The following is a 25,674-nucleotide window of genomic DNA, read 5'->3' on the forward strand; positions in this document are numbered from 1 at the left end:
TTTCCCTTGTGGAAGGGAGGTCCATTCAGCGATTACCCCTATTGCGCAATTCTAGAGGTTGTCCGCCATGCGGTTTGCCGGAATTGCTTCAGGAGCAACGAGCGTGGCTTACACATCCTCTCAACCTCGCCGCATCCGGTTTCTTCCCGGATTTATCACCAAGGCGAATAAGCCGGCTGTTTTGGCCGAACCGGCTGGCATGAAACGGGTGCAGTTTTCCTCGTCGTTTCTTCCCTATCTGTTTCTTGCGCCGCAGCTGGCGGTTATTTTTATCTTCTTCTACTGGCCGTCCGTGCAGGCGGTTCAGTCTTCATTCTATATTGAAGACCCGTTCGGTTTCGGTTCGACCTTTGTCGGTTTCGACAATTACACCGACGCAGTTTCCAGTTCGGAATACGGCAATATTGCCAGGTTTACCGTAATCTTCACGGCACTTGTCACACTGTTTTCGTTATCGCTGGGCCTTCTTCTGGCGATCAAGGCCGACAAGATCATCCGTGGCAGTTCCGCCTACAAGACCTTGCTGATCTCTGTTTATGCGATCGCACCGCCAGTGGCGGGCCTGATCGGCATGATGTTCTTTGACCAGCACATCGGTCCGTTCGTAAAACTTGCCTCGTGGTTTGGCTGGGACATGAAAGTTGGGTTGAACTACTTCGATACGGCATTTGCGATGATTACCGTCGCCGTGTGGAAGCAGATCCCCTACAACTTCATCTTCTTCCTGTCGGGCCTGCAGGGCGTACCCGTATCTGTTCGTGAAGCAGCAGCCATCGATTGCCGTTCAGGTTTCCGCCGGTTCTGGACAGTTATCCTGCCATTGCTGACCCCAACCGCCTTCTTCCTTTTGATCATCAACATCACCTATGCGCTGTTCGACACGTTCGCGATCATTGACGTGATGGTGAAGGATAAGGCCGCCAATAACCCCATTACCCTTGTCTACAAGGTCTTCATGGATGGTTTCCGTGGTAACGATATCGGTGGTTCGTCCGCCCAGTCCGTCATTTTGATGCTCGTGGTGTTTGCTCTCACAATCATCCAGTTCCGCTTCCTCGAGAAGCGCATTCACTACAGCTGAGCGGGGAACAGACATGTACAAGACAAAACCTCTCGACCATCTGGTGCTGATCCTCGGTTCGCTGTTTTTGATGTTACCGGTCGTGGTCGCTTTCATGACGTCCACCCATACGGCGGCAGAAATTCACAGCAACGGCATTACCATTCTGCCAGGTGACAACATGGTGGCCACCTACCAGAAGGTCCTGACGCAGAAGGGCGGTTTTACCGGCCAGATCACCGGCTTCAATATGGTCGTCAATTCGTTGATCCTCGGTGTCGGTTTTGCCGTCGGCAAAATCGTGCTGTCGATGATGGCGGCCTACGCCATCGTCTACTTCCGTTTCCGTTTCGCAACGCTCGCATTCTGGATCATTTTCACGACGCTGCTTTTGCCGCTCGAAGTGCGCATCATGCCGTCCTATCAGGTGATGAGCCAGCTTGGTCTGCTTAATACCTATAGTGGTCTGATCGTGCCGTTGCTGGCTTCTGCCACCGGAACCTTCTACTTCCGGCAATTCTTTAAGTCTGTGCCAGACGAGTTGCTGGAAGCGGCCCGCATCGACGGCGCCGGTCCGCTCAAGTTTTTCATTGATGTTCTGGTGCCGCTGTCGCGCACCATGATGGCCGCCATCTTCATCATCATGTTCGTCTATGGTTGGAACCAGTATCTCTGGCCCATGCTGATGACCACGGATGAGAGTTTCTTCACCTTGATGCGTGGCATCAAGTCCATCCTCCAGGTCTGGATCGGCTCACAGATCCCCGATTACAACGAAGCTTTTGCGCTTGCGGTGCTCGCCATGCTGCCGCCGGTTCTCATCGTGGTGATTTTCCAGCGGTGGTTCATCAAGGGCCTCACCGAAAGCGATAAATAAAGGATAGGTAACATGGCCGAGATCGAAATCAGTCAGGTCTGCAAGGATTACCATGGTGGCGTACGCGCCGTTCACGGGGTCGATATCTCCATCAATGACGGCGAATTCATCGTGCTCGTTGGCCCATCCGGCTGCGGCAAGTCCACACTTTTGCGCATGGTCGCGGGTCTCGAAGAAATCTCCGAAGGCACGGTGAAAATCGGTGGGCGTGTGGTCAATAACGTTGACCCTGCCGACCGCGACATCGCCATGGTATTCCAGAACTATGCGCTTTACCCGCATATGACTGTGTATGAAAACCTCGCCTACGGTCTGAAAAACCGCAAGACACCAAAGGCTGAGATTGACGCACGCGTGCAGGAAGCAGCGCGCATGCTGGAACTGCAGCCCTATCTGGAGCGCAAGCCTCGGGCCCTGTCCGGTGGTCAGCGTCAGCGCGTTGCCATGGGTCGCGCCATCGTGCGCAAGCCGGCTGCCTTCCTGTTCGATGAACCTCTGTCCAACCTGGATGCCAAGCTGCGTGTTTCGATGCGCGGTGAAATCAAGCGTCTGCAAAAGCGTCTTGGCACGACATCGCTTTACGTCACCCATGACCAGCTGGAAGCGATGACACTGGCCGACCGTCTGGTTGTACTGAACGGTGGCCGTATCGAGCAGATTGGCGCACCTCTGGATGTTTATCACACACCAGCGTCGACGTTTGTGGCAAGCTTCATCGGCTCGCCGGCCATGAACCTCGTTGCCGGTGAATTACATGGCGATCGTCTCGCCATCGGCCCTGAAATCATGACACTGAAGAGCTTTGCGCCGGCATCCGGTGCTGTCACGGTTGGCATGCGAGCCGAAGATTTCCGCATCGCCGGGCCCGAGGAAAAGGGGCTGGCATTCCGTGTCGATTATGTGGAAGAGCTGGGTTCGCAGCGCCTCGTACATGGTTTTGTGGGCGATCAGGCAATGACGGCTGCCTTCCCGCCGGATCTGCCAGTACCGCTGGAGTTCTCGCTGACCATCGCGCCGGAGAAGCTGCACTTCTTCTCTGTTGAAACAGGAAAGCGGATTGAGCAGCAACATGCGCGTTTCAATGCAGAACAAAAGACCGCTGCTATCCCTTTATTTGCGGGCTGAAACGTCTGCATTTGAGGCCAGATCGATAAAATTGAACGGACTGGATGAACGGTATCGTTATTTGTTTGCGCTAAACCCCAATCGACAAAACCGGTTGGGGAAAGCGTATGTCGATCAAGATCATGTTGGCAAGTTCGTTGGCTATGGCAATTCGTAGCGTGCCGCTTATTCCCTTGACGTCTCGTCGCGGCAATCTGGACGCCGTCGTTGCCGCTTCGAGCCATGGCATGGATATGAAGGACGCGCCAATCAATCCGGACTGGATTTTGTCAGGCACGCCACATGCGCGTGCCGCAGACCATTCCAGAAGTCGTGATCGCGCCTCCAGCACTGCAATGTGGGACTGCACAGCCGGTGAATTCCGCTGGTTTTTCGGTTGGGATGAGACCGTTTATATCCTGGAAGGTGAAGTGCATGTCACGGCTGAAAACGGTGTGGTGAGTGTGTTGCGCAGCGGTGACGTTGCTTATTTCCGCGCCGGAACATGGGCGACATGGCGCGTGGACAACTACGTGCGCAAAGTGGCTTTTATGCGCCGTCCATTTCCGACAATGCTGGCTCTGGCCTATCGTGTCTGGAACAAGATTTTCTCGGCTCGCTCCTACAGCCTTGCTAGGTAGAGTATCAATAAAACTCATAGATGCCGCATGTTGCAGCAGTTGCCTTTAAAGCCCCTCTATCCTAAATCTGTCGGGCTTTGAGAAAAGGGACTGCGCATGGCAAAAATCAAGAACGTTGCGATCCAGATGGATCATGTAGCCGGCATCAATATTGCCGGGGATTCGACCTTTGCCATGAGCCTTGAAGCGCAGGCCAGAGGCTACCGGCTGTTTCATTACACACCGGACCGTCTCAGCATGCGTGACGGCAAGATTTACGCCACTGTCGAGCAGATGGAACTGCGCGACATCAATGGCGATCACTATTCCCTGTCAGAACCGGAGCGCGTTGATCTGTCGACGATGGATGTCATTCATCTGCGCCAGGATCCGCCCTTCGACATGGCCTATATTACCTCCACGCATCTGCTGGAGCGCATTCACCCCAAGACATTGGTCGTCAATGATCCAGCCTGGGTACGCAACTCGCCTGAGAAGATATTCGTCACCGAATTTGCAGACCTGATGCCGGAAACGCTGATCACCAAGGACGTGACCGAGATTGCCCGCTTCCGTCAGGAAATGGGCGATATTATCCTGAAGCCGCTCTACGGCAATGGTGGCGCTGGCGTATTCCATTCGACCCGTGACGACCGCAACTTTTCGTCGCTTCTGGAGATGTTCGGCCAGATGTTCCGCGAGCCCTATATCGCCCAGCAGTACCTGCCTGACGTCCGCAAGGGTGACAAGCGTATCCTGCTGGTGGATGGTGAGCCGGTTGGTGCCATTAATCGTGTGCCGGCTGAAAATGATGCCCGCTCCAACATGCATGCCGGTGGTCGCCCCGAGCCCACAGAGCTGACCGCGCGTGAAAAGGAAATCTGCGAGCGGATCGGCCCTGCACTGCGTGAGCGCGGTTTCCTGTTCGTCGGTATCGATGTGATCGGTGACTACATGACCGAGATCAACGTGACCTCGCCGACCGGCATTCGCGAAGTGAAAAAATTCGGTGGTGCCGACGTGGCAAGCCTGTTGTGGGACGCCATTGAGCGCAAGCGCGAAGCGCAGGGCTGATTGGCCCTGTCTGCCTGGATGTGAAGGAATGGCCATTCCTTTGCATCCGTTACAACTCCAACACACCATATACGTGAAATTGTTCACGTAACGTTCTTGTTTTGCAACGTCTCTTGTGTCAGGCTGTTTGAGGCGGCCGGACAACGGGCAGATCATTTCTGGTGATGGCCGCTATAATCAGGTCTTCCGCCGGTCTCTTGCCACGAGGCGCCGGACCAGCGGATGCGGTTTACGGGAGCAGGCCATGGTGGCTCGAGTCAATACGGTCGCATTTCAGGGCATCGAAGGTGTGCCCGTTGAAGTTCAGGTTATGGTTGCACCGGGCCGCGTCGGCATACAGATCGTCGGACTGCCGGATAAAGCCGTTGCTGAAAGCCGTGAACGCGTCCAGGCCGCCTTGCATGCGTCCGGGCTTGCACTTCCCCCAAAGAAGGTCATCGTCAATCTTGCCCCGGCAGATTTGCCAAAAGAGGGCAGTCATTTCGATTTGCCCATTGCGCTTGCCCTCATGGCGGCGCTCGGGGCAATACCTGCGGAAGCGCTGGCCGGTTACGTTGTTTTGGGAGAACTGAACCTTGATGGAACGATTGGTGCCGTGGCTGGCGCACTGCCGGCTGCCATCGGTGCCAATGCCATGGGTAGAGGCCTCATTTGCCCGGCGGACAGCGGCCCGGAAGCCGCATGGGCCGGTGCCGATATTGATATTCTGGCACCGCGCAGCCTGATTGCGCTGGCCAATCATTTTCGCGGTACGCAGCTTTTGTCGCGCCCGCAACCCGCCATCCGTGCGACACCCGCCAATATGCCAGACCTTGCCGACATAAAGGGGCAGGAGAGCGCCAAACGGGCGCTCGAAGTTGTTGCCGCCGGCGGTCATAACATGCTGATGGTTGGACCTCCGGGATCTGGTAAGTCGATGCTGGCTTCACGACTGCCGTCTATCTTGCCGCCCCTGTCGGCAGCAGAATTGCTGGAGGTCTCGATGGTGCATTCCATTGCAGGCCAGCTTTCTGGCGGAAAACTGTCCGATAGCAGGCCGTTTCGGACGCCGCATCACTCTGCCACCATGGCAGCCCTTGTCGGCGGCGGTTTGCGTGCCAAGCCGGGTGAGGCATCGCTGGCCCATAATGGCGTATTGTTTTTGGATGAGTTCCCGGAGTTTTCACCGCAGGTGCTGGATGCTTTGCGCCAGCCGTTGGAAACCGGCGAATGTATCATTGCGCGTGCCAATCATCGCGTGAGCTATCCGGCGCAAATTCAGCTGGTTGCAGCGATGAACCCGTGCAAATGCGGTATGGCAGGCGAACCGGGCTTTACCTGTGTCAGAGGACCACGCTGCGTTTCCGATTATCAGGCCCGGATTTCCGGTCCACTAATGGACCGTATCGATATCCGCGTCGATGTTCCCGCTGTTTCGGCGGCGGACCTCATCCGCCCGATGGCGGCTGAAAGCAGCGTGGATGTTGCAAGGCGTGTAGCGCGTGCCCGTGAACGTCAGCAGGAACGGTATGCCAGTGCCGGTTTTGCCGAGATCAGAACCAATGCCCGTTGCTCCACCGCCCTTATTGAACGTTTTGCTGAACCGGACGCGCCTGGTTTGCAACTTCTGCGAGATGCTGCCGAACGCCTGAAATTCTCAGCAAGGGGTTATCACCGTATTCTCAAGGTGGCGCGGACACTTGCCGACCTTGAGGGGCACGACATCGTCAGCCGCATCCATCTGGCGGAAGCCATTTCCTATCGTATTGCCGGAGAAAGGCTCACCGCTGCGGCGTGAGGCTTAAAAAACTTGGGAGTAGAATTGGCCCGCCGTGCGCGACAGCACGGCGGGCCTTTTTGCGTTAGAGGCCGAGACCTTCAAACAATGCTGTCGAAAGATAACGTTCCGCAAAGGACGGAATGATCACGACGATGTTCTTGCCAGCGTTTTCTTCGCGGCTGCCCACCTTGATGGCGGCTGCAAGCGCAGCGCCGGAGGAAATGCCAACCGGAACACCTTCAAGGCGCGCAACGAGGCGTGCCGTTTCAAACGCCTCGTCATTGGTGACGGTGACGATTTCGTCATAGATGGTTGTGTCGAGAACGGCGGGAGCAAAACCTGCGCCGATGCCCTGGATCTTGTGTGGGCCGGGGTTGCCACCGGAAAGAACCGGGCTGTCAGCAGGCTCAACCGCAACCACCTTGAAGCCTGGCTTGCGTGCCTTCAATACCTGGCCAACACCGGTAATGGTGCCGCCGGTACCAATGCCGGACACGAGAATGTCTGCAGAACCGTCGGTGTCGTTCCAGATTTCCTCGGCAGTCGTTTTGCGGTGGATTTCCGGGTTCGCTGGGTTTTCGAACTGTTGTGGAATAACGGCGTCAGGCAGTGTTTCTGCCAGTTCCTGCGCCTTTGCAATGGCGCCCTTCATACCCTTCGGGCCTTCGGTCAACACAAGCTCGGCACCCAACAGCACCAGCATCTTGCGACGCTCGACCGACATGGTCTCCGGCATGGTCAGAATAAGCTTGTAACCCTTGGAAGCGGCCGCAAAGGCAAGTGCGATACCGGTATTGCCGGAGGTCGGTTCCACCAGCGTTGTCTTGCCGGGGGTGATCTTGCCCTGCGCTTCGAGCGACTCGATCAGCGCTACGCCAATACGGTCCTTGACCGACGAAATCGGGTTGAAGAATTCGAGCTTTGCCAGAAGGTTGGCCTTGACGCCTTTTTCGTTGGCCAGCTTGTCGAGGCGCACGATCGGCGTATCACCAATCGTCTCGGTGATCGAGGAATAGATACGTCCGCGTCCGGGCTTTCGGGCTTCTGACATGGTAGTCTCCTTTAATATGCAACCGGCAGAAATTACCGCGCAGAATAGGAGCAATCACCGTTTCAGGCTAGCGAACGTTTGTTCTTATGCGAGCCGTTACTTGGAAAATTCTCGTGAAATCTCCACTTTGGCCGAACAAATATTTCAACTGGCGCGGGTGGCAATCATTGCTGCTGTTCCCGCCAGAATACCGGCGGCTGTGCGGTTGAGAATTTGCAGTGCGCGGGGTTTCTTCAGCAGGGTGCGTGCCTTGGTGGCAAGCAGGATGTAAGGCAGAAGCACTGCCAACAAAACCACGAATGTAACGGCAATCAGCGTCAGATATTCCGAGATACCGATAACACGAATATCAATCAGTGTTGGAACAAGCGCCACGTAAAACAGCATGGTTTTGGGGTTGCCGAGCGTGATTAGAAGACCTGACATGAATGACATGCCGATGCTAGTGGATTTACGCGCTTTCAGGTCGGTCGACAAAAGCCCCGCCATCCAAAGCTTCCATGCAATATAGATGAGGTAGGCAGCGCCCGCGAATTTCAGCACCAGAAATGCTTCGTGGAAGGTTTGCGCGACAAAGGCAAGTCCAAGAATAACGGCCGTCAGATAGACCATATCCCCGAGAACAAGACCGAGACCCATGAAGAAGGTTTCACGAAACCCGGACCCCAGAGCACGCGCCACAATGGCAGTCATGCCAGGGCCGGGAATGGCAGCGGCAATGAACAGGGCTGTGGCGTAGGCAAGCAGGGTGCCGATTGTCATGGAAGGCTCCGAAAACACATTCTGCTGTGCGGTGTATCCAACTGGCATGAACTTTTCAATCATGGACAATTCGGGCGATGCAGGCGCGCGCAAACCGATGTGTTTTAAGATCCCTCAGGCAGTCCCAGTTGAACCGAAGCCGCCCGTTCCACGGCTGGTCTCGGAGGTTTCACTGACCTCGCTAACAACAACCTGCGTCACAGGTGCAATCACCATCTGGGCGATGCGCATGCCGCGTTCGATGACGAAGTCTTCTTGCCCGAGATTGGCGAGAATGACTTTGACTTCACCGCGATAATCGCTGTCCACAGTGCCTGGTGAATTGAGGCAGGTGATACCGTTCTTGATGGCAAGACCGGAACGAGGGCGAATTTGCGCTTCAAAGCCAACGGGCACTTCGAAGATGAAACCTGTCGGCACAAGCATGCGCTGACCGGACTTCAGGATAACCGGGGCATCGGCATCCACGGCAGCGCGCAGGTCCATGCCAGCAGCGCCGCTGGTTTCGTACGACGGCAGTTCCAACCCCTCGCCATTGGCAAGACGGATGAGTTTAAGCTGCGGAGATGGGGATATATCGTAAGGCATAGTGCCATTTGCTTTGTCACCATGGTGCAGGTCAATTGCATATCGCGGCTTGAAACTGTAAAGACGGCGCCAATCAACAGGAATTTCTCAATGGCTGAAACACTCGCCGAGGCGGTATCCCGCCGTCGCACATTCGCGATTATTGCGCACCCGGATGCCGGTAAGACGACGCTGACCGAAAAACTGCTGCTGTTCGGCGGAGCGATCCAGCTGGCCGGTGAAGTGAAGGCGAAGAAGGACCGTATCCAGACCCGTTCGGACTGGATGAAGATCGAGCGCGAGCGCGGCATCTCGGTCGTCACCTCGGTGATGACCTTTGAATATAATGACCGGGTGTTCAACATTCTCGATACACCGGGCCACGAAGACTTTGCGGACGATACCTATCGCACGCTGACGGCAGTGGATGCCGCGATCATGGTTATCGATGCCGCCAAGGGTATCGAGCCGCGGACGCTGAAGCTGTTTGAAGTCTGCCGTATGCGCGACATCCCGATTATCACCTTCATCAACAAGATGGACCGTGAAAGCCGCGACCCATTTGAAATTCTAGATGAGGTGGAAGAAAAACTGGCGCTGGACACCGCGCCGATAACCTGGCCAGTTGGCCGCGCCAAGACATTCTCCGGTGCGTATAATCTGGCCAACAACACGTTCCGTGGTGTCGATACGCAGGTTGAATCTTTGCCGGTTGATGGCCCAAGAGCAGTTGCAGACCGTCTGCCAGAAAATGAGCGTGAAGCCTTTATCGAAGAAACGGAACTGGCGAGAGAAGCTTGCCGCCCATTTGATCGTCAGGCTTTTCTCGAAGGCCACATGACCCCCGTGTTCTTTGGTTCGGCACTGCGCAACTTTGGTGTTCGTGATCTCATCAACGCGCTGGGCGATTTTGCGCCACCACCGCGTGACCAGGTGGCAGACACTCGCACCGTTCATGCGGCGGAAGACAAGATGACGGCTTTTGTGTTCAAGATTCAGGCCAATATGGACCCGAACCACCGCGACCGTATCGCGTTTGCCCGGATTTGCTCTGGCAAGCTGGAGCGGGGCATGAAGGCGCGTCTGGCCCGTACCGGCAAGCAGATGGGTCTCACGGCGCCGCAGTTCTTCTTTGCCTCGCAGCGCCAGTTGGCTGATACGGCCTTTGCCGGTGACGTGGTGGGCATTCCCAACCACGGCACACTTCGTATCGGCGATACGCTGACCGAGGGTGAAAACCTTGTGTTCCAAGGCGTGCCAAACTTCTCGCCAGAAATTCTGCGTCGCGTGCGACTAGAAGATGCGATGAAGGCCAAGAAGCTGAAAGAAGCACTACAACAGATGGCGGAAGAAGGCGTTGTGCAGCTGTTCTCGCCAGAGGACGGCTCCCCTGCGATCGTCGGTGTGGTCGGTGCGCTGCAGTTGGACGTTTTGAAAGAGCGTCTGATGGGCGAATATGGCCTGCCGGTGTCGTTCGAAATGTCGCGCTTTTCGGTTTGCCGCTGGATTTCCTCGGACCAGCCTGCGGAAATGGACAAGTTCCTCAACGTCAAGCGTGGCGACATCGCCCGCGATCTGGACGGCGATCCGGTATTCCTAGCACAGGATGCATTTTCGCTGCGCTACGAATCTGAGCGTTATCCGGCCATCAAGATGGTTGCCATCAAGGAATATCACGCTGCCAAGGCGGCGTGATAGCCGATCAATAGCATTCCCGTGACCAATGCCGAGAGCGCCGTGTGTCAAGGATGCACGGCGCTTTCATGCTTTTGAGGGATGTTTTGCACCTTGCGAAATCGATTCCGATTTTGGTTGCGATGCGCTAGGGTCGGTTGAAACATCAATCGGTTACTTCGCGCATGACACTTTCAGGCAAACACATTCTTCTGGTCATTTCTGGCGGGATCGCGGCTTACAAGAGCCTTGATCTTATTCGTCGCCTGAAAGAGCGTGGCGCAAAGGTAACGCCCGTGATGACCGCAGGTGCGCAGGAATTTGTCACGCCGCTGGCGGTTGGTGCACTGTCAGCCACCCACGTCTTTACCGAGCTTTTTTCCCGGCAGGATGAGCAGGATGTCGGCCACATCCGGCTGGCGCGCGATTGCGATCTTGTTCTGGTTGCCCCAGCTACTGCAAATCTGATGGCCAAGATGACACATGGTCTGGCCGATGATTTGGCTTCAACCGTGCTGTTGGCCACTGACAAGCCAATCTTGATCGCTCCGGCCATGAACCCGAAAATGTGGTCGGCCAGTGCAACACAGCGCAACATCGTGACATTGAAAAACGACGGTATTCATTTCATTGGCCCGATGGCTGGTGAAATGGCCGAGAAAGGCGAGGGCGGCACGGGCCGTATGGCCGAGCCGCTGCAGATCGTTGAGGCCGTCGCGGTACTTTTTGACACTGCGCCAAAACCACTGGCCGGGAAAACGGCGATTGTGACCTCTGGCCCGACCCATGAACCGATTGATCCCGTACGTTATATCGCCAACCGCTCGTCTGGACGGCAGGGCCACGCCATAGCCGCCGCCCTTGCACGGCTGGGCGCCAAGGTGACGCTGGTTTCCGGTCCGGTGACTATCCCAGACCCGACTGGCGTGACGACCGTGCATGTCGAGCGGGCCGAAGAAATGCGAGATGCGGTGATTGGGCGTCTGCCTGCCGACATTGCCGTCTTTGTGGCAGCGGTTGCGGACTGGCGGGTGGCGACCGCGTCCGATCAGAAGATCAAGAAACAGCCGGGTGATGCACCACCGGCACTCATGCTGACAGAGAACCCCGATATCCTGAAAACTGTCGGCCACCATGAAAAACGTCCGACTTTGGTTATCGGTTTTGCGGCGGAAACACAGGACGTCGAAAATAATGGCCGCGCCAAGCTGGACCGCAAGGGCGCCGACATAATCATCGCCAATGACGTATCGCCGGAAACCGGTGTGATGGGCGGTCTGCGCAATCAGGTAAAGCTGATTTCGAAAGATGGCGTCGAGGCTTGGCCGGATATGGGCAAGGATGAAGTTGCCGACCGTCTCGCAGCGATGATTGCGGAGAAACTGGCATGAGCATTTTTGACCGCGATGGTTTTGATGACCTGTTGTCGAAATGGCCGGGTGTGACCTTTGTCGACCAGTGGGATTCGCACGTTGCCAAAGTCGGGGGAAAGGTTTTTGCTGTTCTCGGAAACAGCGATAACTGGCGTCTTGTCGTGAAGTGCTCCGAGGAAAGTTTTGAAATCCTCACCTCGCTCGAAGGCATAGGTCAGGCGCCCTATTTCGCCAAACGCAAATGGATATCGATCGCAGACCATTCCCCGCTGGAGCGCGAGGAATTGGAGCATTATGTGCGCTGCTCCTATGACGTGGTAGCATCTGGGCTAACCAAGAAGCTGCGCACGGAGCTGGGGATCGCTATCAGCTGATCCGTATTGCGATGTAAACTAGCACCAAAGCAATGATCCAAAGCGCGATACGGCCCCATCGGGTGTGACGCGCTTCTGCCTTGCCGATGGCTTCTGCGGTCTGCGGATCGAAACGCACGCCGTTTTCGCTCATATAGACCAGTTCGCCATGCAGTTTTTCGGTCTTGGCGGCAATTTCCGGAATGGCCTCGGCCAGCTTTACAGCCGCCTTCATACCGTCCTTCAAGTCAGTGACGATGCGCTTGGGACCGAGATTGTCGCGTATCCAGCTGCCAACCACCGGATCGGCAGCCTTCCACATGTTGAAGCGTGGGTTGAGAATGCGCGAAACGCCTTCCACTACCACCATCGTTTTTTGCAGCATCACCAGCTCAGGCCGGGTTTCCATGTCGAAAAGCTCGGTAACCTCAAACAGCAGCGTCAGCAACTTGCCCATTGAAATGGTTTCGGCTGGTTGACCGTGGATCGGCTCGCCAATGGCGCGGATGGCCTGCGCAAAGCTCGCAATATCATGATGGCCGGGCACATAACCCGCCTCAAAATGCACCTCGGCGACGCGCATGTAATCGCGGGTAATGAAGCCATAGAGAATTTCGGCGAGGAATCGGCGTTCCTTTTTCCCCAAACGGCCGGCAATGCCCATGTCGACGGCAACGATCATGCCCTTGGCATCGACAAACAGATTGCCGGGATGCATATCGGCGTGGAAAAAGCCATCACGCAGGGTGTGGCGCAGGAATGACTGGATCAGCGTATCGGCCAGCTTGTCGAGATCGTGGCCCGCCACTTTCAGCGCCTCCACGTCAGACATCTTGATGCCGTCGATCCACTCCATGGTCACGACATCACGGCCGGTCCGTTCCCAGTCCACGTCAGGCACGCGGAAACCGGGGTCGTTTTTGGTGTTTTCGGCAATCTCTGAAAGGGCTGCAGCCTCAAGGCGCAGGTCCATCTCGATCTTGGTCGTCTGCTCCAGCGCGCGAGTGACTTCAACCGGACGCAGGCGCCGGGCAGAACGAACGAAACGCTGCTGCAGGTCGGCAATCAGATACATTGCTTCCAGATCGTTCTGGAAGCGCTGTCGCACACCGGGGCGGATGACCTTGACGGCAACCTTGCGCGGTCCCTTTGGCGTATCCACGATGGCCGGATGCACCTGCGCAATTGAAGCGGCGGCGATCGGATCGCCAAACTCGCGGTAAAGCTCGGTCACCGGACGGCCGAGCGATCCCTCGATATTGGCCTTTGCCGCGCTGATCGGGAAAAATGCCATACGGTCCTGAAGACCAGCCAGGTCATCGGCAAATTCGGCACCCACCACATCAGGGCGGGTCGCCAGAAACTGGCCCATCTTGACATAGGACGGCCCGAGCCGTTCCACCGCACGCGCCAGCCTGTCGCTACGCTCGCGACTTTTGGCACGGTTGCGCGCAAAGGGTTTCAGCAGCGCTTTGGCAAATTTTGCCGATGCGGGCAGATCATCGGACGGCAGTGCCAGAAACACGCCCTCACGCACGAGAACCCAGCCGACCCGTGCCAGCCGGAAATATGCACCCGGTAAGCTCATGCAAATGCTCTGTTCTGACGGTAGAAAGTCATTGGATTACAGTTTCCAGCCGGAATGCAGTGCAGCGATGCCGCCGGTATAATTTGTGTAGCTGACGCGCGAGAACCCGGCGGTGCGGATCATCGTCGCGAAATCTTCCTGCTTGGGAAATTTGCGGATGGATTCCACCAGATACTGATAGGGCTCGGCATCACCGGTAATCATCTTGCCGAACTGCGGAATGGCATTGAACGACCACAGATCATAGACCCGGTCGAGCAGCGGCATTTCCACTTCGGAAAATTCCAACACCAACAAACGGCCGCCACGTTTCAGAACGCGGTGGGCTTCTTTCAGGGCGAAATCGATACGCGGTACGTTACGAATGCCAAATGCAATCGTGTATGCATCAAAGCTGTTGCTTTCCAGCGGCAGTTCTTCGGCATTTGCCTCAACAAACGTCAAATTTTCGGAAAGACCTTTCTTGGCAGCCCGTTCCTGGCCAACGCCCAGCATGGAGCCATTAATGTCGAGAACCGTGGCATGCGCCAGCCGGTTGGAGGCTTCCACGATACGAAACGCAACGTCGCCCGTGCCGCCCGCAACATCCAGCACCTTGTAGGTCGGATCCTTGCGCGGATTGAGCGAGGATACCATCGCATCTTTCCACAGGCGGTGCAGACCGGCCGACATCACATCATTCATGATGTCATATTTCTTGGCGACCTTATGGAAGACCTCGTTGACCATGCCCTGCTTCTGGCCTTCTTCGACCTTGTGAAAGCCGTAAGACGTTTCCATGCCGCCATCTGCGGTGGTGCGGGCCTCGGTCATTGTCTGTCTCCATTCTTTATTGCGCGGCGGACCATAGCGGAAACGCTTTCGCGACGCTATCTGTGGCGGTATCAAATGGCCGCGATATGTGCAGGTGGTCTATAGAGCATAAAGTCGCATCGATAAACAACTGGATGAATGCCATGCCCGAATTGCCAGAGGTAGAAACAGTCAGGCGCGGTCTGGCGCCCACCATGGAAGGCGCGCTGGTTGACGCGGTGGAATTGCGTCGGGCTGATCTTCGGTTTCCGTTCTCGGAAGGTTTTGGCTCTGATCTCGCCGGTCGCAAGATTCTGTCGCTTGGCCGCCGCGCCAAATATCTGCTGATTGATCTGGAGGAAGACCGCACGGTCGTTGCCCATCTTGGTATGTCCGGATCGTTCCGTATCGAGGCGGGGGGCGTTAGCAGTGGCAAGGGTGAACCTGAGACGCCGGGTGAGTTCCATCACCCACGTTCAAAGGATGAAAAGCACGATCATGTGATCTTTCATTTACAAACGGAAAGTGGGCCGCAGCGCGTGATCTATAATGACCCGCGCCGGTTTGGTTTCATGCATCTGATCAATCGGCGCCATATCGATCGCTATCCGGCATTTGAAAGCCTTGGCCCGGAACCCACAGGTAACAGCTTGAGTGCCGATTATCTTGCCAGCCGTTTTGCGGGCCGTAAGCAGCCCTTGAAGACAGTGTTGCTTGACCAGAAGATCATCGCAGGTCTCGGCAATATCTACGTCTGTGAGGCCCTGTGGCGGTCGGGCCTGTCGCCGGAGCGGGCAGCCGGTACGCTGGTGACCAAAGCGGGTGAGGCGAGTGACCGACTGGTTCTGCTGACCCAGAAAATTCGTGACGTGATTGCCGATGCCATCGCCGCAGGAGGATCGTCACTGAAAGACCATATCCAGACGGATGGTACGCTCGGTTATTTCCAGCACTCCTTTTCCGTCTACGACCGGGAAGGGCACGCTTGCCGCACACCCGGTTGCGCGGGTACGGTGACACGCATCACGCAGGCAGGTCGCTCTACTTTCTATTGCGCGGTTTGCCAGACCTGACACGAGCCCTAGGGAGAACGGCCATGGATTATGAAACGTTGCTGGTGGAAAAGCGCGATGAGGTTGGTGTCATCACCCTCAATCGTCCCAAGGCTCTGAACGCGCTGAACTCGACGGTCATGAAAGAGATGCGCCACATTATGCAGTCGTTCACGACAGACGATTCCATCGGCGCCATTGTCATCACCGGATCGGAAAAGGCATTTGCGGCTGGTGCCGACATCAAGGAAATGCAGACGCTCGATTTTGTCGACGCCTATCTGGGCGACTTTATCGGTGGCTGGGACGATGTTGCGGCTACCCGTAAGCCGGTCATTGCCGCCGTATCCGGTTTCGCACTGGGTGGTGGTTGCGAGCTTGCAATGATCTGCGATTTCATCATCGCATCGGATACGGCAAAGTTTGGCCAGCCCGAAATTACACTGGGCATTATACCCGGCATGGGTGGCTCGCAGCGGTTAACCCGCGCCGTAGGCAAGGCCAAGGCTATGGATCTCATTTTGACGGGCCGTATGATGGACGCTGTCGAGGCTGAGCGTGCTGGCCTTGTGTCCCGCATTGTCGCGCCAGAGAAGCTGCTGGACGAGGCTGTGGAAGCCGCCACACGTATAGCCTCCCTGTCGCGTGCCTCCGTTCTTATGGCCAAGGAAAGCGTCAACCGCGCCTTTGAACTGCCGCTTGCAGAAGGTCTGCGGTTTGAGCGGCGTATGTTCCACTCGCTCTTTGCAACACAGGACCAGAAGGAAGGTATGGCTGCATTCGTGGAGAAGCGGAAACCGGCGTTTCGCAATCGCTGATATTTCGCGCAATGGAGTCGGAATCTCTGGTTTCGTTGAAAATGCGCGTTGACGGGCGCGCGCATTCGAGCTATATGCCCGCCCACGGTAAAGGATAGCCCGTCAGGCTTGTCTAAATAACTCCCGCAATTCTGGAACGTGAGGTCTTTGAAAGACTCTGTCCTGTGGTTGTGGAAATTAAATCGAATTCGAAGAGAGGCATACATGGCCAATACAACTTCGGCGAAAAAGGCGACCCGCAAGATCGCTCGCCGCACTGCAGTCAACAAGGCTCGTCGTTCGCGCGTTCGTGGCTTCATCCGTAAGGTTGAAGAAGCGATTGCAACTGGCGATCTCGCTGTTGCAACCGAAGCTCTGAAGGCCGCTCAGCCGGAAATCCAGCGCGCAGCCACAAAGGGTGTTCTTCACGGCAACACCGCATCCCGCAAGGTGTCCCGTTTGGCACAGCGCGTTAAGGCTCTCGCAGCCTAATATAATCCTTTTGGAATATAATTTTAAAAGCCTGGTCTTCGGACCGGGCTTTTTGTGCTTGTAACCGTTTATTAACGTCTCGGCATTTAACATGACAATCCCAAGTCAAGCTGATGACACAAAAAATCCTTTTAAATCAAATGCTTGCGAGAGGTCTTTATCAGGCAGCCTATCTTTCTCTGCGAAAGGTGGCAGAGGTTTCGAGTCAAGTTTTTTTTTAATTTTTTTATTTGGATAGCCTCGCGAAAGCCTAGAAATTTGAATCTCATTGATTCATAAGCGATTCTCCAAAATAGGCCCGGCGTGATGCAAAATGGTTAGTCAGAGTCAATGGCTGATCTTCGGCTTTGCAGAAAAATGACCATTGATCTCAACCTACGATCCTGCCTAAATGCACCTCGTCAGGGGGCACGGATTACAATCCATCAACTGTTTCGAGTATTGAATTCGAAGGTTCGATAGTTCCTTGCGGCGGGATGTTTTTCATCCCGTTTTTTCAGATATCGACACGATGCAAACTGCAACTGTGATGGTTGTAGAGCGGAATTTCTTTGTCTTGAAAAAAGTGATCTGAAGTTGAAACGAAAGGAGCACCGACAAGTGCATCGCAGGCCTCTCCATGATGAAGAGGGAAATGGGACAACCGGCTCGCGAGCAATAAACGAACTTTGAGCGATTCTTAACGAGGGGGTAGCTCAAGGCAATAACGAGAAGGTTTTCCCTGGCGGGGTATTTTCGTCAGGCTATGATTGGCAATTTGAAAGGCGGCAATATGCAAATGAATTTGGTGATGGGTGCGGCGGTAAACGGGGACCGCGCATCGCAGGCATGTGATGACGTTTGCTCTGAACCGGTAGGGGACAAATCGAAGATGACTCAAGATGCACTGTTTGAACGCTTCAGTGCACGCTTGAAGGCGCAGGTTGGTCCTGAAGTTTACGCAAGCTGGTTTGCGCGGCTTAAACTTCATTCGGTTTCCAAGAGTGTCGTTCGTTTCACAGTTCCAACGACGTTTTTGAAGTCCTGGATCAACAACCGTTATATTGATCTGATCACCAGCCTTGTGCAGAGTGAGGATCCTGAGGTTCTGAAGGTCGAGATTCTCGTCCGTTCGGCAACCCGTACAAATGTTCGCGTTCCGCAGACTGCTGAACGCGCCGAACCGGCAACAGAGACCATGGCACCGGTCGCTGCCCGCAGCAAAACTGCAGCAGCCCAGCCGATTGGTATGTCTGTACCAGCAGCCGCAAGCCAGGCTCAGCCTGCACGCCAGACATCGGGTGGACCGCTGTTCGGTTCGCCGCTCGACAGCCGTTTTACCTTTGATACCTTCGTTGAAGGTTCTTCCAACCGTGTTGCGCTGGCGGCGGCCAAGACGATTGCTGAAGCTGGAGCAGGTGCTGTGCGCTTCAACCCGCTGTTTATCCATGCAGGTGTTGGTTTGGGCAAAACCCACCTTCTTCAGGCCATTGCCAATGCTGCAATCGACAGCCCGCGCAATTCGCGCGTGGTCTACCTGACAGCTGAATATTTCATGTGGCGTTTCGCGACCGCGATCCGCGACAACGATGCCCTGACCCTCAAGGATACACTGCGTAACATCGACCTTCTGGTCATCGATGACATGCAGTTCCTGCAGGGCAAGATGATCCAACACGAGTTCTGCCATCTGCTGAATATGTTGCTTGATAGTGCAAAGCAGGTTGTTGTGGCCGCTGACCGTGCTCCATGGGAACTGGAATCGCTCGATCCGCGTGTTCGTTCACGTCTTCAGGGCGGTATGGCCGTCGAAATCGAAGGCCCCGACTACGACATGCGTTATGAAATGCTGAACCGTCGTCTCGGCACTGCCAGACAGGATGATCCGGCTCTGGAAATTCCCGAGGAAATTCTCACCCATGTTGCGCGCAGCGTAACGGCAAGTGGTCGTGAACTGGAAGGTGCTTTCAACCAGCTCATTTTCCGTCGTTCATTCGAGCCATTATTGTCGGTTGAACGCGTCGACGAGCTTCTGTCGCATCTGGTAGGGGCCGGGGAAGCAAAGCGGGTTCGTATCGAAGACATCCAGCGTATTGTGGCCCGTCATTATAACGTGTCTCGACAGGAGCTTGTCTCGAACCGTCGCACACGCGTTATCGTCAAACCACGTCAGGTCGCCATGTACCTGTCAAAAATGCTGACCCCGCGTTCCTTTCCGGAAATCGGACGTCGTTTTGGTGGCCGCGATCACACCACTGTTCTGCATGCCGTGCGCAAGATCGAGGAACTGATTGGCGCAGATACCAAGCTCGGCCATGAGGTTGAACTTCTAAAGCGTTTGATCAACGAGAATAACGCCTGATTTTTCCAGTCCATATTTTCAAGAGAAGCGGTCTTCGGGCCGCTTTTCTTTTTTCTGATGAAGGGATGTGTTAAGGCCCTTCATTTTGTGAGTGCTGCTCACAGTTCGGTGTACAGGACAACACCGTCCGTTCAGTTTGACGGAACACGCGCACCGTGTTGCCTTCGTCAATCGACACCAGAATGCGTTCATCGACAATGGCGTTGCCGTCGGCATCCAGAAGCACAAGATTGGTTGTCCCATAGCTGCGGCCAGTCAGCACAATTGTATGCGCGTCTGAAACCGTCGCGTCCGCCACCTTGGCGTTTCCGACAATCACTTTGCTGACGGGACGATCCAGCCGCAGAACCCGCGCATGGTTCATTGACACCCGCAGCATGTCGTCGTCAGACGTGGCAATGCCAGCCATTGGCAACAGGATTGCCATGGCAGCAATTGTGATTTTTGCCAGCGAACGGAGTGCCATTGCCATCAAATGCCTTTTTTACGCCGGAACAATATTTCCTATTCGAGAGATAATGCTCAGGTTTGGTTAATGAAGCGTTAAGGCGAAAGTCGGTTTAACCATTTTAATATGGGTCACATTAAACACTGCTGTCGGCATTCTGGACGCCTGCGTTTCATTTTGGCGCGCGGGTGAATCTCGAAATGAAGCATATCCGAGGTTGATTGCCAGTCCGAATACTTATGAAATTGTGTAATTTTCAGAATAGAGGCGGTTTTTCAACGTATTGAGTAAGTTATTTACCATCCCAAAATTAGAAATGCGTTCACACTTTGTTAAGGCGATTTCTTAAGGGGATGGCAATCGCTTCTGTGTAGGTTTTGTCCAACCGAACAACGGAAACAGTTGTCGGTGTGCTGAACAACAAACAACAGACCAGGAGAGTTTCCATGACCAAGATTTTCGCACGTTTCGTCAAGGACGAATCCGGCGCAACCGCTATCGAATACGGCCTGATTGCAGCGCTGATTTCCGTCGCGCTCATCACCGGTGCCACTGCCCTGGGCAACAAGCTGAACACTCAGTTCAACAATTTGTCCACATACCTGACAGTTGGCGCGAAGGCTCCATAATTCAATATATATGTTGAACGCTGCCCCGTTTATTCGGGGCAGTACTGTTTTATTCACATTGTTCAGATGAACTTTTGAACTCGCGTATCCAAAGACATAAAGGAGAGATAATCATGGTTATTGCTGCGATTTTTCTGATCCTGCCTTTATGCCTCACGCTAGCGGCATTCACTGATCTTTTCACTATGACCATACCCAATAGGGTTTCGTTGATCCTGTTCGGTGCATTCCTTGTGGTAGCACCCTTTACGGGCATGGAATGGTCGGCAATCGGCATGAGCCTGCTGGCTGGATTTGCCGTATTTGCAATCTGTTTCTGCCTATTTGCCATGAATGTTATGGGCGGCGGTGACGCAAAACTCCTGACGGCTGCTGCAGTGTGGTTTGGATTTGACCAATCACTTTTTCTGTTTCTGACAGCTGTCGGTTATGCAGGTGGTGTTTTGACACTGCTGATCCTGCTGATGCGTTCGCAGGCGGTGACATTGCTTGCAACTGGGTTACCAATTCCCAATTCGCTTCTGACAGCGAATAAGGTGCCATATGGCATCGCTATTGGTGCCGCCGGCCTGATTACCTACGCCGAAGCGCCTATCGTCAAAGCGGCGATTGCCAGCCTTTCCTGAGATTATCAGTCAGTAAATAGACCGTTTACAACAATATTTTTCGGAAATCTCTTGTTAACCACGAATGTAAGTGGTGCGTTAACCATAATTACACGAATTGCGGGCCATCCTAAAAGGCGAATTCAAAGCCTCAGGATTGGTCATGAAACCCGCACGCATCATCATTCTGTCCGTCGCAGTCGTTGCTGCCGGTCTCGCCGGGATGATTGCAATGAACCTTGCCAGCACTCCACAAGTCGTGGAGAAGGCGGAAGCAATCATACAGAAAGAGCCAACGGTCAACGTGCTTGTATCGTCGGTCAACCTGCCGGTTGGCAGCCGCTTGAATCCTGATTCCGTGCGTTGGGTGCCCTGGCCGCAAGGCAGCGTCGTTGAAGGATATGTGACGCAGGACAATCGCCCGGAAGCTCTGACCGAGTTGACCGGCGCTATCGTGCGTTTGCCAATGTTTGAAGGCGAACCCGTACGTCCCGAAAAAGTTGTCGATTCCAGCAGCCGCATCATGTCTGCCCTGTTGCCAGCCGGCAAACGCGCTGTTGCAACGGAAATATCGGTCGCCACCGGCGCGGGTGGTTTTGTCCTGCCCAACGACCGGGTGGATGTCATCATGGTTCGCAAGGGCGATGAAGGCTCTTTCCAGACGGAAAATGTTCTCAACAACGTGCGGGTTCTGGCAATCGACCAGCAAATCCGTGAGGGCGAAGATGGTGTGTCATCCGTTGTCGGTGCAACCGCGACGCTGGAACTGACACCGGATCAGGCCCGCATCATTACTGTTGCGCAGCAGATGGCTGATCGGCTGACCCTGTCGCTGCGTTCCGTATCAGACGCCCAAGAAAGTGACACTGTTTCCGCGGATTACCTGCTGAGCGGCGGCACTGGCCAACCTGAAATTCAGGTCATTAAATCCGGCTCGATCGTCAAGAACGGCCAACAGCAAGGTGCATCACAATGAGCGGGAGAGGTAACGTGAGAAACATCAAACGGACACTCCGTTCCTCCGTCACGGCAAGCCTGGCATTCTGCCTGGCTTTTTCCGGTATTCCGGGTGACTTTACACCTCGCGGCTTCCAGCAAGCTGAAGCGCAAGCCGCGTCTGAAAGCATCATTCGTATTACCGAAAGTGGCAAGGGCACACGTAAGCGTCTGAAACTTGGCCTGAACAAGGCGCTGGTTGTCGACCTGCCACAGGATGCGCATGATATTCTCGTTGCAGATCCAAGCATGGCAGACGCTGTCACACGCACATCCCGGCGCATCTACCTGTTTGGCAAATCTGTCGGCCAGACAAACATCTTCATTTTCGGTGCCCATGGTGAGGAAATCGTCAGCCTCGATCTCGAGGTCGAGCGTGACATCAATGGTCTTGAAGCGAATCTGCGTCGCTTCATTACCGATTCTGATATCAAGGTTGAGATCGTTTCGGACAACATTGTTCTAACCGGCACAGTGCGGACACCACAGGATTCAGCACGTGCGGTCCAACTCGCTGAAGCCTTCCTCAAAGGCGGAGAAGCTACCACCCGCAATGTAACATTGACAGGCGGCGATAATGGTGGCGACGCGGCAATTTTCGCCGAGCAGCGCCAGACATCACAGATCGTTAATATGCTGACGATTGAAGGTGAGGATCAGGTCACGCTGAAGGTTACGGTGGCCGAGGTCAGCAGGCAGGTCCTCAAGCAACTTGGTTTCAGTGGTTCTATTGGCAGCACGAGCAGTGGCAATGGCTTCTCATTTGCAAATCCGGCCAATCTGGGCGCTGCCGTCAATCCATCCTCCGGTTTGATCACCGGCTCGATCGGATCCGGCTCAATGCGTTTTTCCTCCTACATCAATGCCATGGAGCAGGCTGGTGTCATGCGGACATTGGCAGAACCGAGCCTGACCGCTATTTCGGGAGAACAGGCAAAGTTCTATGTCGGCGGTGAATTCCGCATGCAGGGTACTCAGGAAATTTCCACTGAGGAAAATGGAGTAACCGGCGCTGAACGTCCAGTTCTGACCCGCCAGACAAACACGGTTGATTACGGCATCGAACTGAACTTCCGCCCGGTTGTTCTGTCGCCTGGTCGTATCAGCCTCAAGATTGAGACCAACGTTTCCGAACCGACCTATGAAGGTAGCGTCGTCACCGGCAGCACTATGCGCAGCACGCCAGGCGCGACCTATATGTCCATTCGCAAACGTGAGGCGTCAACCACTGTAGAGCTACCGTCAGGTGGTTCGATTGTGATTGCCGGTCTGGTGCAGGATAACATTCGCCAGGCCATGTCCGGTCTGCCTGGTATCTCCAAGGTGCCGATTTTCGGCACGCTTTTCCGCAGCAAGGACTTCATCCGCAACGAAACGGAACTGGTCATCATTGCCACGCCGTATCTCGTTCGCCCGGTGGCGCGTAATCAGATTGCTCGCCCGGATGACAACTTTAACCCGGAAAACGATGCCGCCATGTATTTCATGAACCGCGTCAACAAGGTGTACGGCCGCAAGGAGAAGGCTCCTGCCGCACCGTACCAGGGCACTGTTGGGTTTATCTATAAATGACGATGGAGCTTCAGATGAAACCGTATGCCGCTGCTCCCGGCACGAGGGGGGCCACCATGCTGGCAACACAGACAACAGTTTACGCTTCGCCGCTTCGCAGGGTATCCTTTGCGCTTGCTGTGACTGCGATGGCCGGCTTGCTGCAGGCCTGTGGCACGCGGGATGGCATGAACACTGGCGCTATCCCGGACGATTACCGTACACGCCACCCAATCACGCTGAATGAAGCAGAACACACGATCGATATTCCGGTCTCGTCAGGCGACAGCCGTTTGACCACGCCGGCGGCCGATAATATCAGGGGGTTCGTTTCTAGCTACAAGGGAACGTCGACCGGTATCGTGCAGATACAATTGCCATCTGGCTCGCCCAATTCAGCAGCCGCGTCACGCATGGGCAAGCAGATCCGCACGATCTTGACGGGCTCGGGTGTCCCTGCCGGCAAGATCGTTGAAACAGTTTACGCTGCTGGCCCACAGGGTGATGCTGCGCCAATCCGTCTCAGCTATGTCGCGGTGACGGCCATGACAGGGCAGTGCGGCGAGTGGCCGGAAGATCTAACCAGTAACACGTCCAAAAATCGCAACTGGCATAATTTCGGTTGCGCGACGCAAAATAACCTCGCGGCCCAGATCGCCAATCCGATGGACCTTGTAGCCCCCCGTGGCATGACGCCAATTGATGCTGAACGCCGGTCTGTTGTCATTGATGGGTACCGCAACGGAGATAATACCGCCTCCGCTGACTAATGCGGGCCGGTACTCCATTTCCTGACAGGTGAAACATGAGCGCGATAGAATACGAGATCAAAGGCAGTGGTGAAGACGAAGTGAACTTCGAGGACCTGCACAAGCCTTCCGACATGGATAATCTGCGGCCCTTGCCGCGGATTTCCATCCATAGCTTTTGCGAAAGCGAAGTTATGCTGCGCGTCATGGAGCGTCTGGGCAGTGACCGGCGTATGGGTAAAGTCAGCCTGCGTATTACCAATGGTGATATTGCAGCCGCTGCAGGCATGTTTTCATCGTCACCGACACCCAACCTGATCATTCTCGAAACGAAATGTGATCCATCAAAGCTGATGGATGAGTTGTCCCCGCTGGCCGAAGTCTGTGATCCCTCCACGCGTGTCGTCATTGTTGGTCATTACAATGACATCTCACTCTACCGGGACCTTATCCGCAACGGCATTTCCGAATATCTCGTTGCTCCGGTCAAGATGTCGGATCTCCTCTCGTCTATTTCAGCCATCTTTGTCGATCCAGAGGCTGAACCTTTGGGACGCAATATCGCCTTCATCGGAGCGAAGGGTGGGGTTGGATCGTCGACCATTGCGCATAACTGCGCCTTTGGCATCTCAAACCTGTTTTCGACAGAAACCATTCTTGCTGATTTTGACCTTCCATTCGGGACTGCCAATATCGACTTCGATCAGGATCCTGCGCAAGGCATTGCCGAAGCCGTGTTTTCGCCGGAACGTTTGGATGAGATGTTTCTTGACCGCCTTTTGACGAAATGTTCCGAACATCTTTCGCTGCTGGCAGCGCCGTCAATGCTTGATCGTGCCTATGATTTTGATCGCGCTGCATTCCAGCCGGTGATGGAACTGCTGCAGCGAACCGCGCCTGTCGCGGTACTGGATATTCCACATGGCTGGTGTGAGTGGACACGCAGCGTTCTAGCAGAGGCAGACGAGGTGGTGATCACCGCCGTTCCTGACCTTGCCAACCTGCGCAACACCAAGAACATGCTGGATTCCCTGAAAAAAATGCGCCCGAACGACAAGCCGCCACATCTGGTCCTCAACCAGGTCGGCATGGCGAAACGCCCGGAGATTGCGCCCGCCGATTTCTTCGAGCCGCTGGAAATCTCTCCGATTGCCATCATTCCATTTGATGTCCAGTTGTTTGGCAATGCGGCCAATAGCGGTCGTATGATCAGCGAGATTGATGCGAAATCACCTGTTGCGGAGACATTTTCGCAGATTGCCCACCTCGTGACCGGGCGTGCGAGCGCCAAGAAGGCCAAGAAACCGGGGCTGGGTAAGATTATGGAATTGCTGAAGCGGAAATAAACCGCTGCTCGATG

At 55.0% G+C, this 25,674-nt stretch carries 25 protein-coding genes; 19 read left to right on the top strand and 6 right to left on the bottom strand.

The annotated features are described in order from the left end of the window. The first annotated feature begins 103 nt into the window (after nucleotides 1-103). The 6 genes from PYL13_RS02665 to PYL13_RS02690 all read left to right on the top strand — a co-directional run bounded on the left by PYL13_RS02665 (nucleotide 104) and on the right by PYL13_RS02690 (nucleotide 6,512). The gene (locus PYL13_RS02665) at nucleotides 104-1,081 is read left to right on the top strand and encodes an ABC transporter permease subunit (RefSeq protein WP_250983375.1); all 978 of its coding nucleotides are present in this window, start codon (nucleotides 104-106) and stop codon (nucleotides 1,079-1,081) included. A 13-nt stretch (nucleotides 1,082-1,094) separates the two neighbouring features. Then, nucleotides 1,095-1,937 carry a sn-glycerol-3-phosphate ABC transporter permease UgpE gene (gene ugpE / locus PYL13_RS02670; protein WP_259147810.1) on the top strand — a complete coding sequence of 281 codons (843 nt, stop codon included), beginning with the start codon at nucleotides 1,095-1,097 and terminating at the stop codon, nucleotides 1,935-1,937. Between the two features lie 12 nt (nucleotides 1,938-1,949). Further along, on the top strand, nucleotides 1,950-3,062 hold the full coding sequence (locus PYL13_RS02675; protein ID WP_275640424.1) for a sn-glycerol-3-phosphate import ATP-binding protein UgpC: 1,113 nt from the start codon (nucleotides 1,950-1,952) through the stop codon (nucleotides 3,060-3,062). A gap of 107 nt (nucleotides 3,063-3,169) precedes the next feature. After that, a complete protein-coding gene (locus tag PYL13_RS02680) occupies nucleotides 3,170-3,682 on the top strand; it encodes a cupin domain-containing protein (protein ID WP_192486746.1) in 513 nt (170 codons plus the stop codon). A gap of 96 nt (nucleotides 3,683-3,778) precedes the next feature. Continuing rightward, nucleotides 3,779-4,735: a glutathione synthase gene (gene gshB / locus PYL13_RS02685; protein WP_275640425.1), complete on the top strand. Its 957-nt coding sequence runs from the start codon at nucleotides 3,779-3,781 to the stop codon at nucleotides 4,733-4,735. A gap of 244 nt (nucleotides 4,736-4,979) precedes the next feature. Next, nucleotides 4,980-6,512, top strand: coding sequence for a YifB family Mg chelatase-like AAA ATPase (locus PYL13_RS02690; RefSeq protein WP_275640426.1), 1,533 nt, complete (start codon nucleotides 4,980-4,982; stop codon nucleotides 6,510-6,512). Nucleotides 6,513-6,576: 64 nt separating this feature from the next. Here the strand turns inward: PYL13_RS02690 and cysK are convergent, their stop codons facing one another. The 3 genes from cysK to dut form a co-directional block, all read right to left on the bottom strand. Beyond that, nucleotides 6,577-7,545 carry a cysteine synthase A gene (gene cysK / locus PYL13_RS02695; RefSeq protein WP_275640427.1) on the bottom strand — a complete coding sequence of 323 codons (969 nt, stop codon included), beginning with the start codon at nucleotides 7,543-7,545 and terminating at the stop codon, nucleotides 6,577-6,579. A 144-nt stretch (nucleotides 7,546-7,689) separates the two neighbouring features. After that, a complete protein-coding gene (locus tag PYL13_RS02700) occupies nucleotides 7,690-8,307 on the bottom strand; it encodes a LysE family translocator (protein WP_275640428.1) in 618 nt (205 codons plus the stop codon). Nucleotides 8,308-8,421: 114 nt separating this feature from the next. Next, a complete protein-coding gene (dut, locus tag PYL13_RS02705) occupies nucleotides 8,422-8,895 on the bottom strand; it encodes a dUTP diphosphatase (protein ID WP_275640429.1) in 474 nt (157 codons plus the stop codon). Nucleotides 8,896-8,985: 90 nt separating this feature from the next. On the opposite strand from dut, the gene PYL13_RS02710 reads away from it, so the two are divergent. The 3 genes from PYL13_RS02710 (at nucleotide 8,986) to PYL13_RS02720 (ending at nucleotide 12,295) form a co-directional block, all read left to right on the top strand. Further along, nucleotides 8,986-10,569, top strand: coding sequence for a peptide chain release factor 3 (locus PYL13_RS02710; protein ID WP_275640430.1), 1,584 nt, complete (start codon nucleotides 8,986-8,988; stop codon nucleotides 10,567-10,569). Between the two features lie 164 nt (nucleotides 10,570-10,733). Further along, nucleotides 10,734-11,939 (top strand): bifunctional phosphopantothenoylcysteine decarboxylase/phosphopantothenate--cysteine ligase CoaBC, encoded by a 1,206-nt coding sequence (gene coaBC, locus PYL13_RS02715; protein ID WP_275640431.1) that lies wholly within the window; start codon nucleotides 10,734-10,736, stop codon nucleotides 11,937-11,939. Then, on the top strand, nucleotides 11,936-12,295 hold the full coding sequence (locus PYL13_RS02720; protein ID WP_275640432.1) for an MmcQ/YjbR family DNA-binding protein: 360 nt from the start codon (nucleotides 11,936-11,938) through the stop codon (nucleotides 12,293-12,295). Before coaBC ends, PYL13_RS02720 begins: the two co-directional genes overlap by 4 nt. Here the strand turns inward: PYL13_RS02720 and ubiB are convergent. Both ubiB and ubiE read right to left on the bottom strand, forming a co-directional pair. Beyond that, complete coding sequence (gene ubiB, locus PYL13_RS02725; RefSeq protein ID WP_275640433.1) at nucleotides 12,288-13,862, bottom strand: 2-polyprenylphenol 6-hydroxylase; 1,575 nt, start codon at nucleotides 13,860-13,862, stop codon at nucleotides 12,288-12,290. The two genes, PYL13_RS02720 and ubiB, sit on opposite strands and share 8 nt — an antisense overlap. A 36-nt stretch (nucleotides 13,863-13,898) precedes the next feature. Then, nucleotides 13,899-14,675 (bottom strand): bifunctional demethylmenaquinone methyltransferase/2-methoxy-6-polyprenyl-1,4-benzoquinol methylase UbiE, encoded by a 777-nt coding sequence (ubiE, locus tag PYL13_RS02730; RefSeq protein ID WP_192486755.1) that lies wholly within the window; start codon nucleotides 14,673-14,675, stop codon nucleotides 13,899-13,901. A 143-nt stretch (nucleotides 14,676-14,818) separates the two neighbouring features. On the opposite strand from ubiE, the gene mutM reads away from it, so the two are divergent. The 4 genes from mutM to dnaA all read left to right on the top strand — a co-directional run bounded on the left by mutM (nucleotide 14,819) and on the right by dnaA (nucleotide 19,336). Beyond that, nucleotides 14,819-15,727 (top strand): bifunctional DNA-formamidopyrimidine glycosylase/DNA-(apurinic or apyrimidinic site) lyase, encoded by a 909-nt coding sequence (gene mutM / locus PYL13_RS02735; RefSeq protein ID WP_275640434.1) that lies wholly within the window; start codon nucleotides 14,819-14,821, stop codon nucleotides 15,725-15,727. A gap of 23 nt (nucleotides 15,728-15,750) precedes the next feature. Then, the gene (locus tag PYL13_RS02740; RefSeq protein WP_192486757.1) at nucleotides 15,751-16,524 is read left to right on the top strand and encodes an enoyl-CoA hydratase; all 774 of its coding nucleotides are present in this window, start codon (nucleotides 15,751-15,753) and stop codon (nucleotides 16,522-16,524) included. Nucleotides 16,525-16,728: 204 nt separating this feature from the next. Further along, entirely contained in the window at nucleotides 16,729-16,995 is a 267-nt protein-coding gene (gene rpsT, locus PYL13_RS02745; protein ID WP_192486758.1) for a 30S ribosomal protein S20, read from the top strand. Nucleotides 16,996-17,767: 772 nt separating this feature from the next. Next, nucleotides 17,768-19,336, top strand: a complete 1,569-nt coding sequence (gene dnaA, locus PYL13_RS02750; RefSeq protein WP_192486759.1) for a chromosomal replication initiator protein DnaA — start codon at nucleotides 17,768-17,770, stop codon at nucleotides 19,334-19,336. Nucleotides 19,337-19,406: 70 nt separating this feature from the next. Here the strand turns inward: dnaA and PYL13_RS02755 are convergent, their stop codons facing one another. After that, nucleotides 19,407-19,763 carry a pilus assembly protein N-terminal domain-containing protein gene (locus PYL13_RS02755; RefSeq protein ID WP_405049446.1) on the bottom strand — a complete coding sequence of 119 codons (357 nt, stop codon included), beginning with the start codon at nucleotides 19,761-19,763 and terminating at the stop codon, nucleotides 19,407-19,409. Nucleotides 19,764-20,230: 467 nt separating this feature from the next. On the opposite strand from PYL13_RS02755, the gene PYL13_RS02760 reads away from it, so the two are divergent. The 6 genes from PYL13_RS02760 (at nucleotide 20,231) to PYL13_RS02785 (ending at nucleotide 25,660) form a co-directional block, all read left to right on the top strand. Further along, the gene (locus PYL13_RS02760) at nucleotides 20,231-20,413 is read left to right on the top strand and encodes a Flp family type IVb pilin (protein WP_192486760.1); all 183 of its coding nucleotides are present in this window, start codon (nucleotides 20,231-20,233) and stop codon (nucleotides 20,411-20,413) included. Nucleotides 20,414-20,526: 113 nt separating this feature from the next. Further along, nucleotides 20,527-21,039 (top strand): A24 family peptidase, encoded by a 513-nt coding sequence (locus PYL13_RS02765; protein ID WP_259147793.1) that lies wholly within the window; start codon nucleotides 20,527-20,529, stop codon nucleotides 21,037-21,039. Between the two features lie 142 nt (nucleotides 21,040-21,181). Further along, nucleotides 21,182-21,994, top strand: coding sequence for a Flp pilus assembly protein CpaB (cpaB, locus tag PYL13_RS02770; RefSeq protein ID WP_259147792.1), 813 nt, complete (start codon nucleotides 21,182-21,184; stop codon nucleotides 21,992-21,994). Further along, nucleotides 21,991-23,586, top strand: coding sequence for a type II and III secretion system protein family protein (locus PYL13_RS02775; protein ID WP_275640435.1), 1,596 nt, complete (start codon nucleotides 21,991-21,993; stop codon nucleotides 23,584-23,586). The genes cpaB and PYL13_RS02775 overlap by 4 nt, the downstream gene beginning before the upstream one ends. Before the next feature lie 14 nt (nucleotides 23,587-23,600). Next, nucleotides 23,601-24,335, top strand: coding sequence for a CpaD family pilus assembly protein (locus PYL13_RS02780; RefSeq protein ID WP_259147790.1), 735 nt, complete (start codon nucleotides 23,601-23,603; stop codon nucleotides 24,333-24,335). 35 nt (nucleotides 24,336-24,370) lie between these two features. Beyond that, nucleotides 24,371-25,660: an AAA family ATPase gene (locus PYL13_RS02785; protein WP_275640436.1), complete on the top strand. Its 1,290-nt coding sequence runs from the start codon at nucleotides 24,371-24,373 to the stop codon at nucleotides 25,658-25,660. Nucleotides 25,661-25,674 lie beyond the last annotated feature (14 nt).

The sequence above is a fragment of the Agrobacterium sp. Azo12 genome, from assembly GCF_029193765.2.
GTDB lineage: Bacteria > Pseudomonadota > Alphaproteobacteria > Rhizobiales > Rhizobiaceae > Agrobacterium.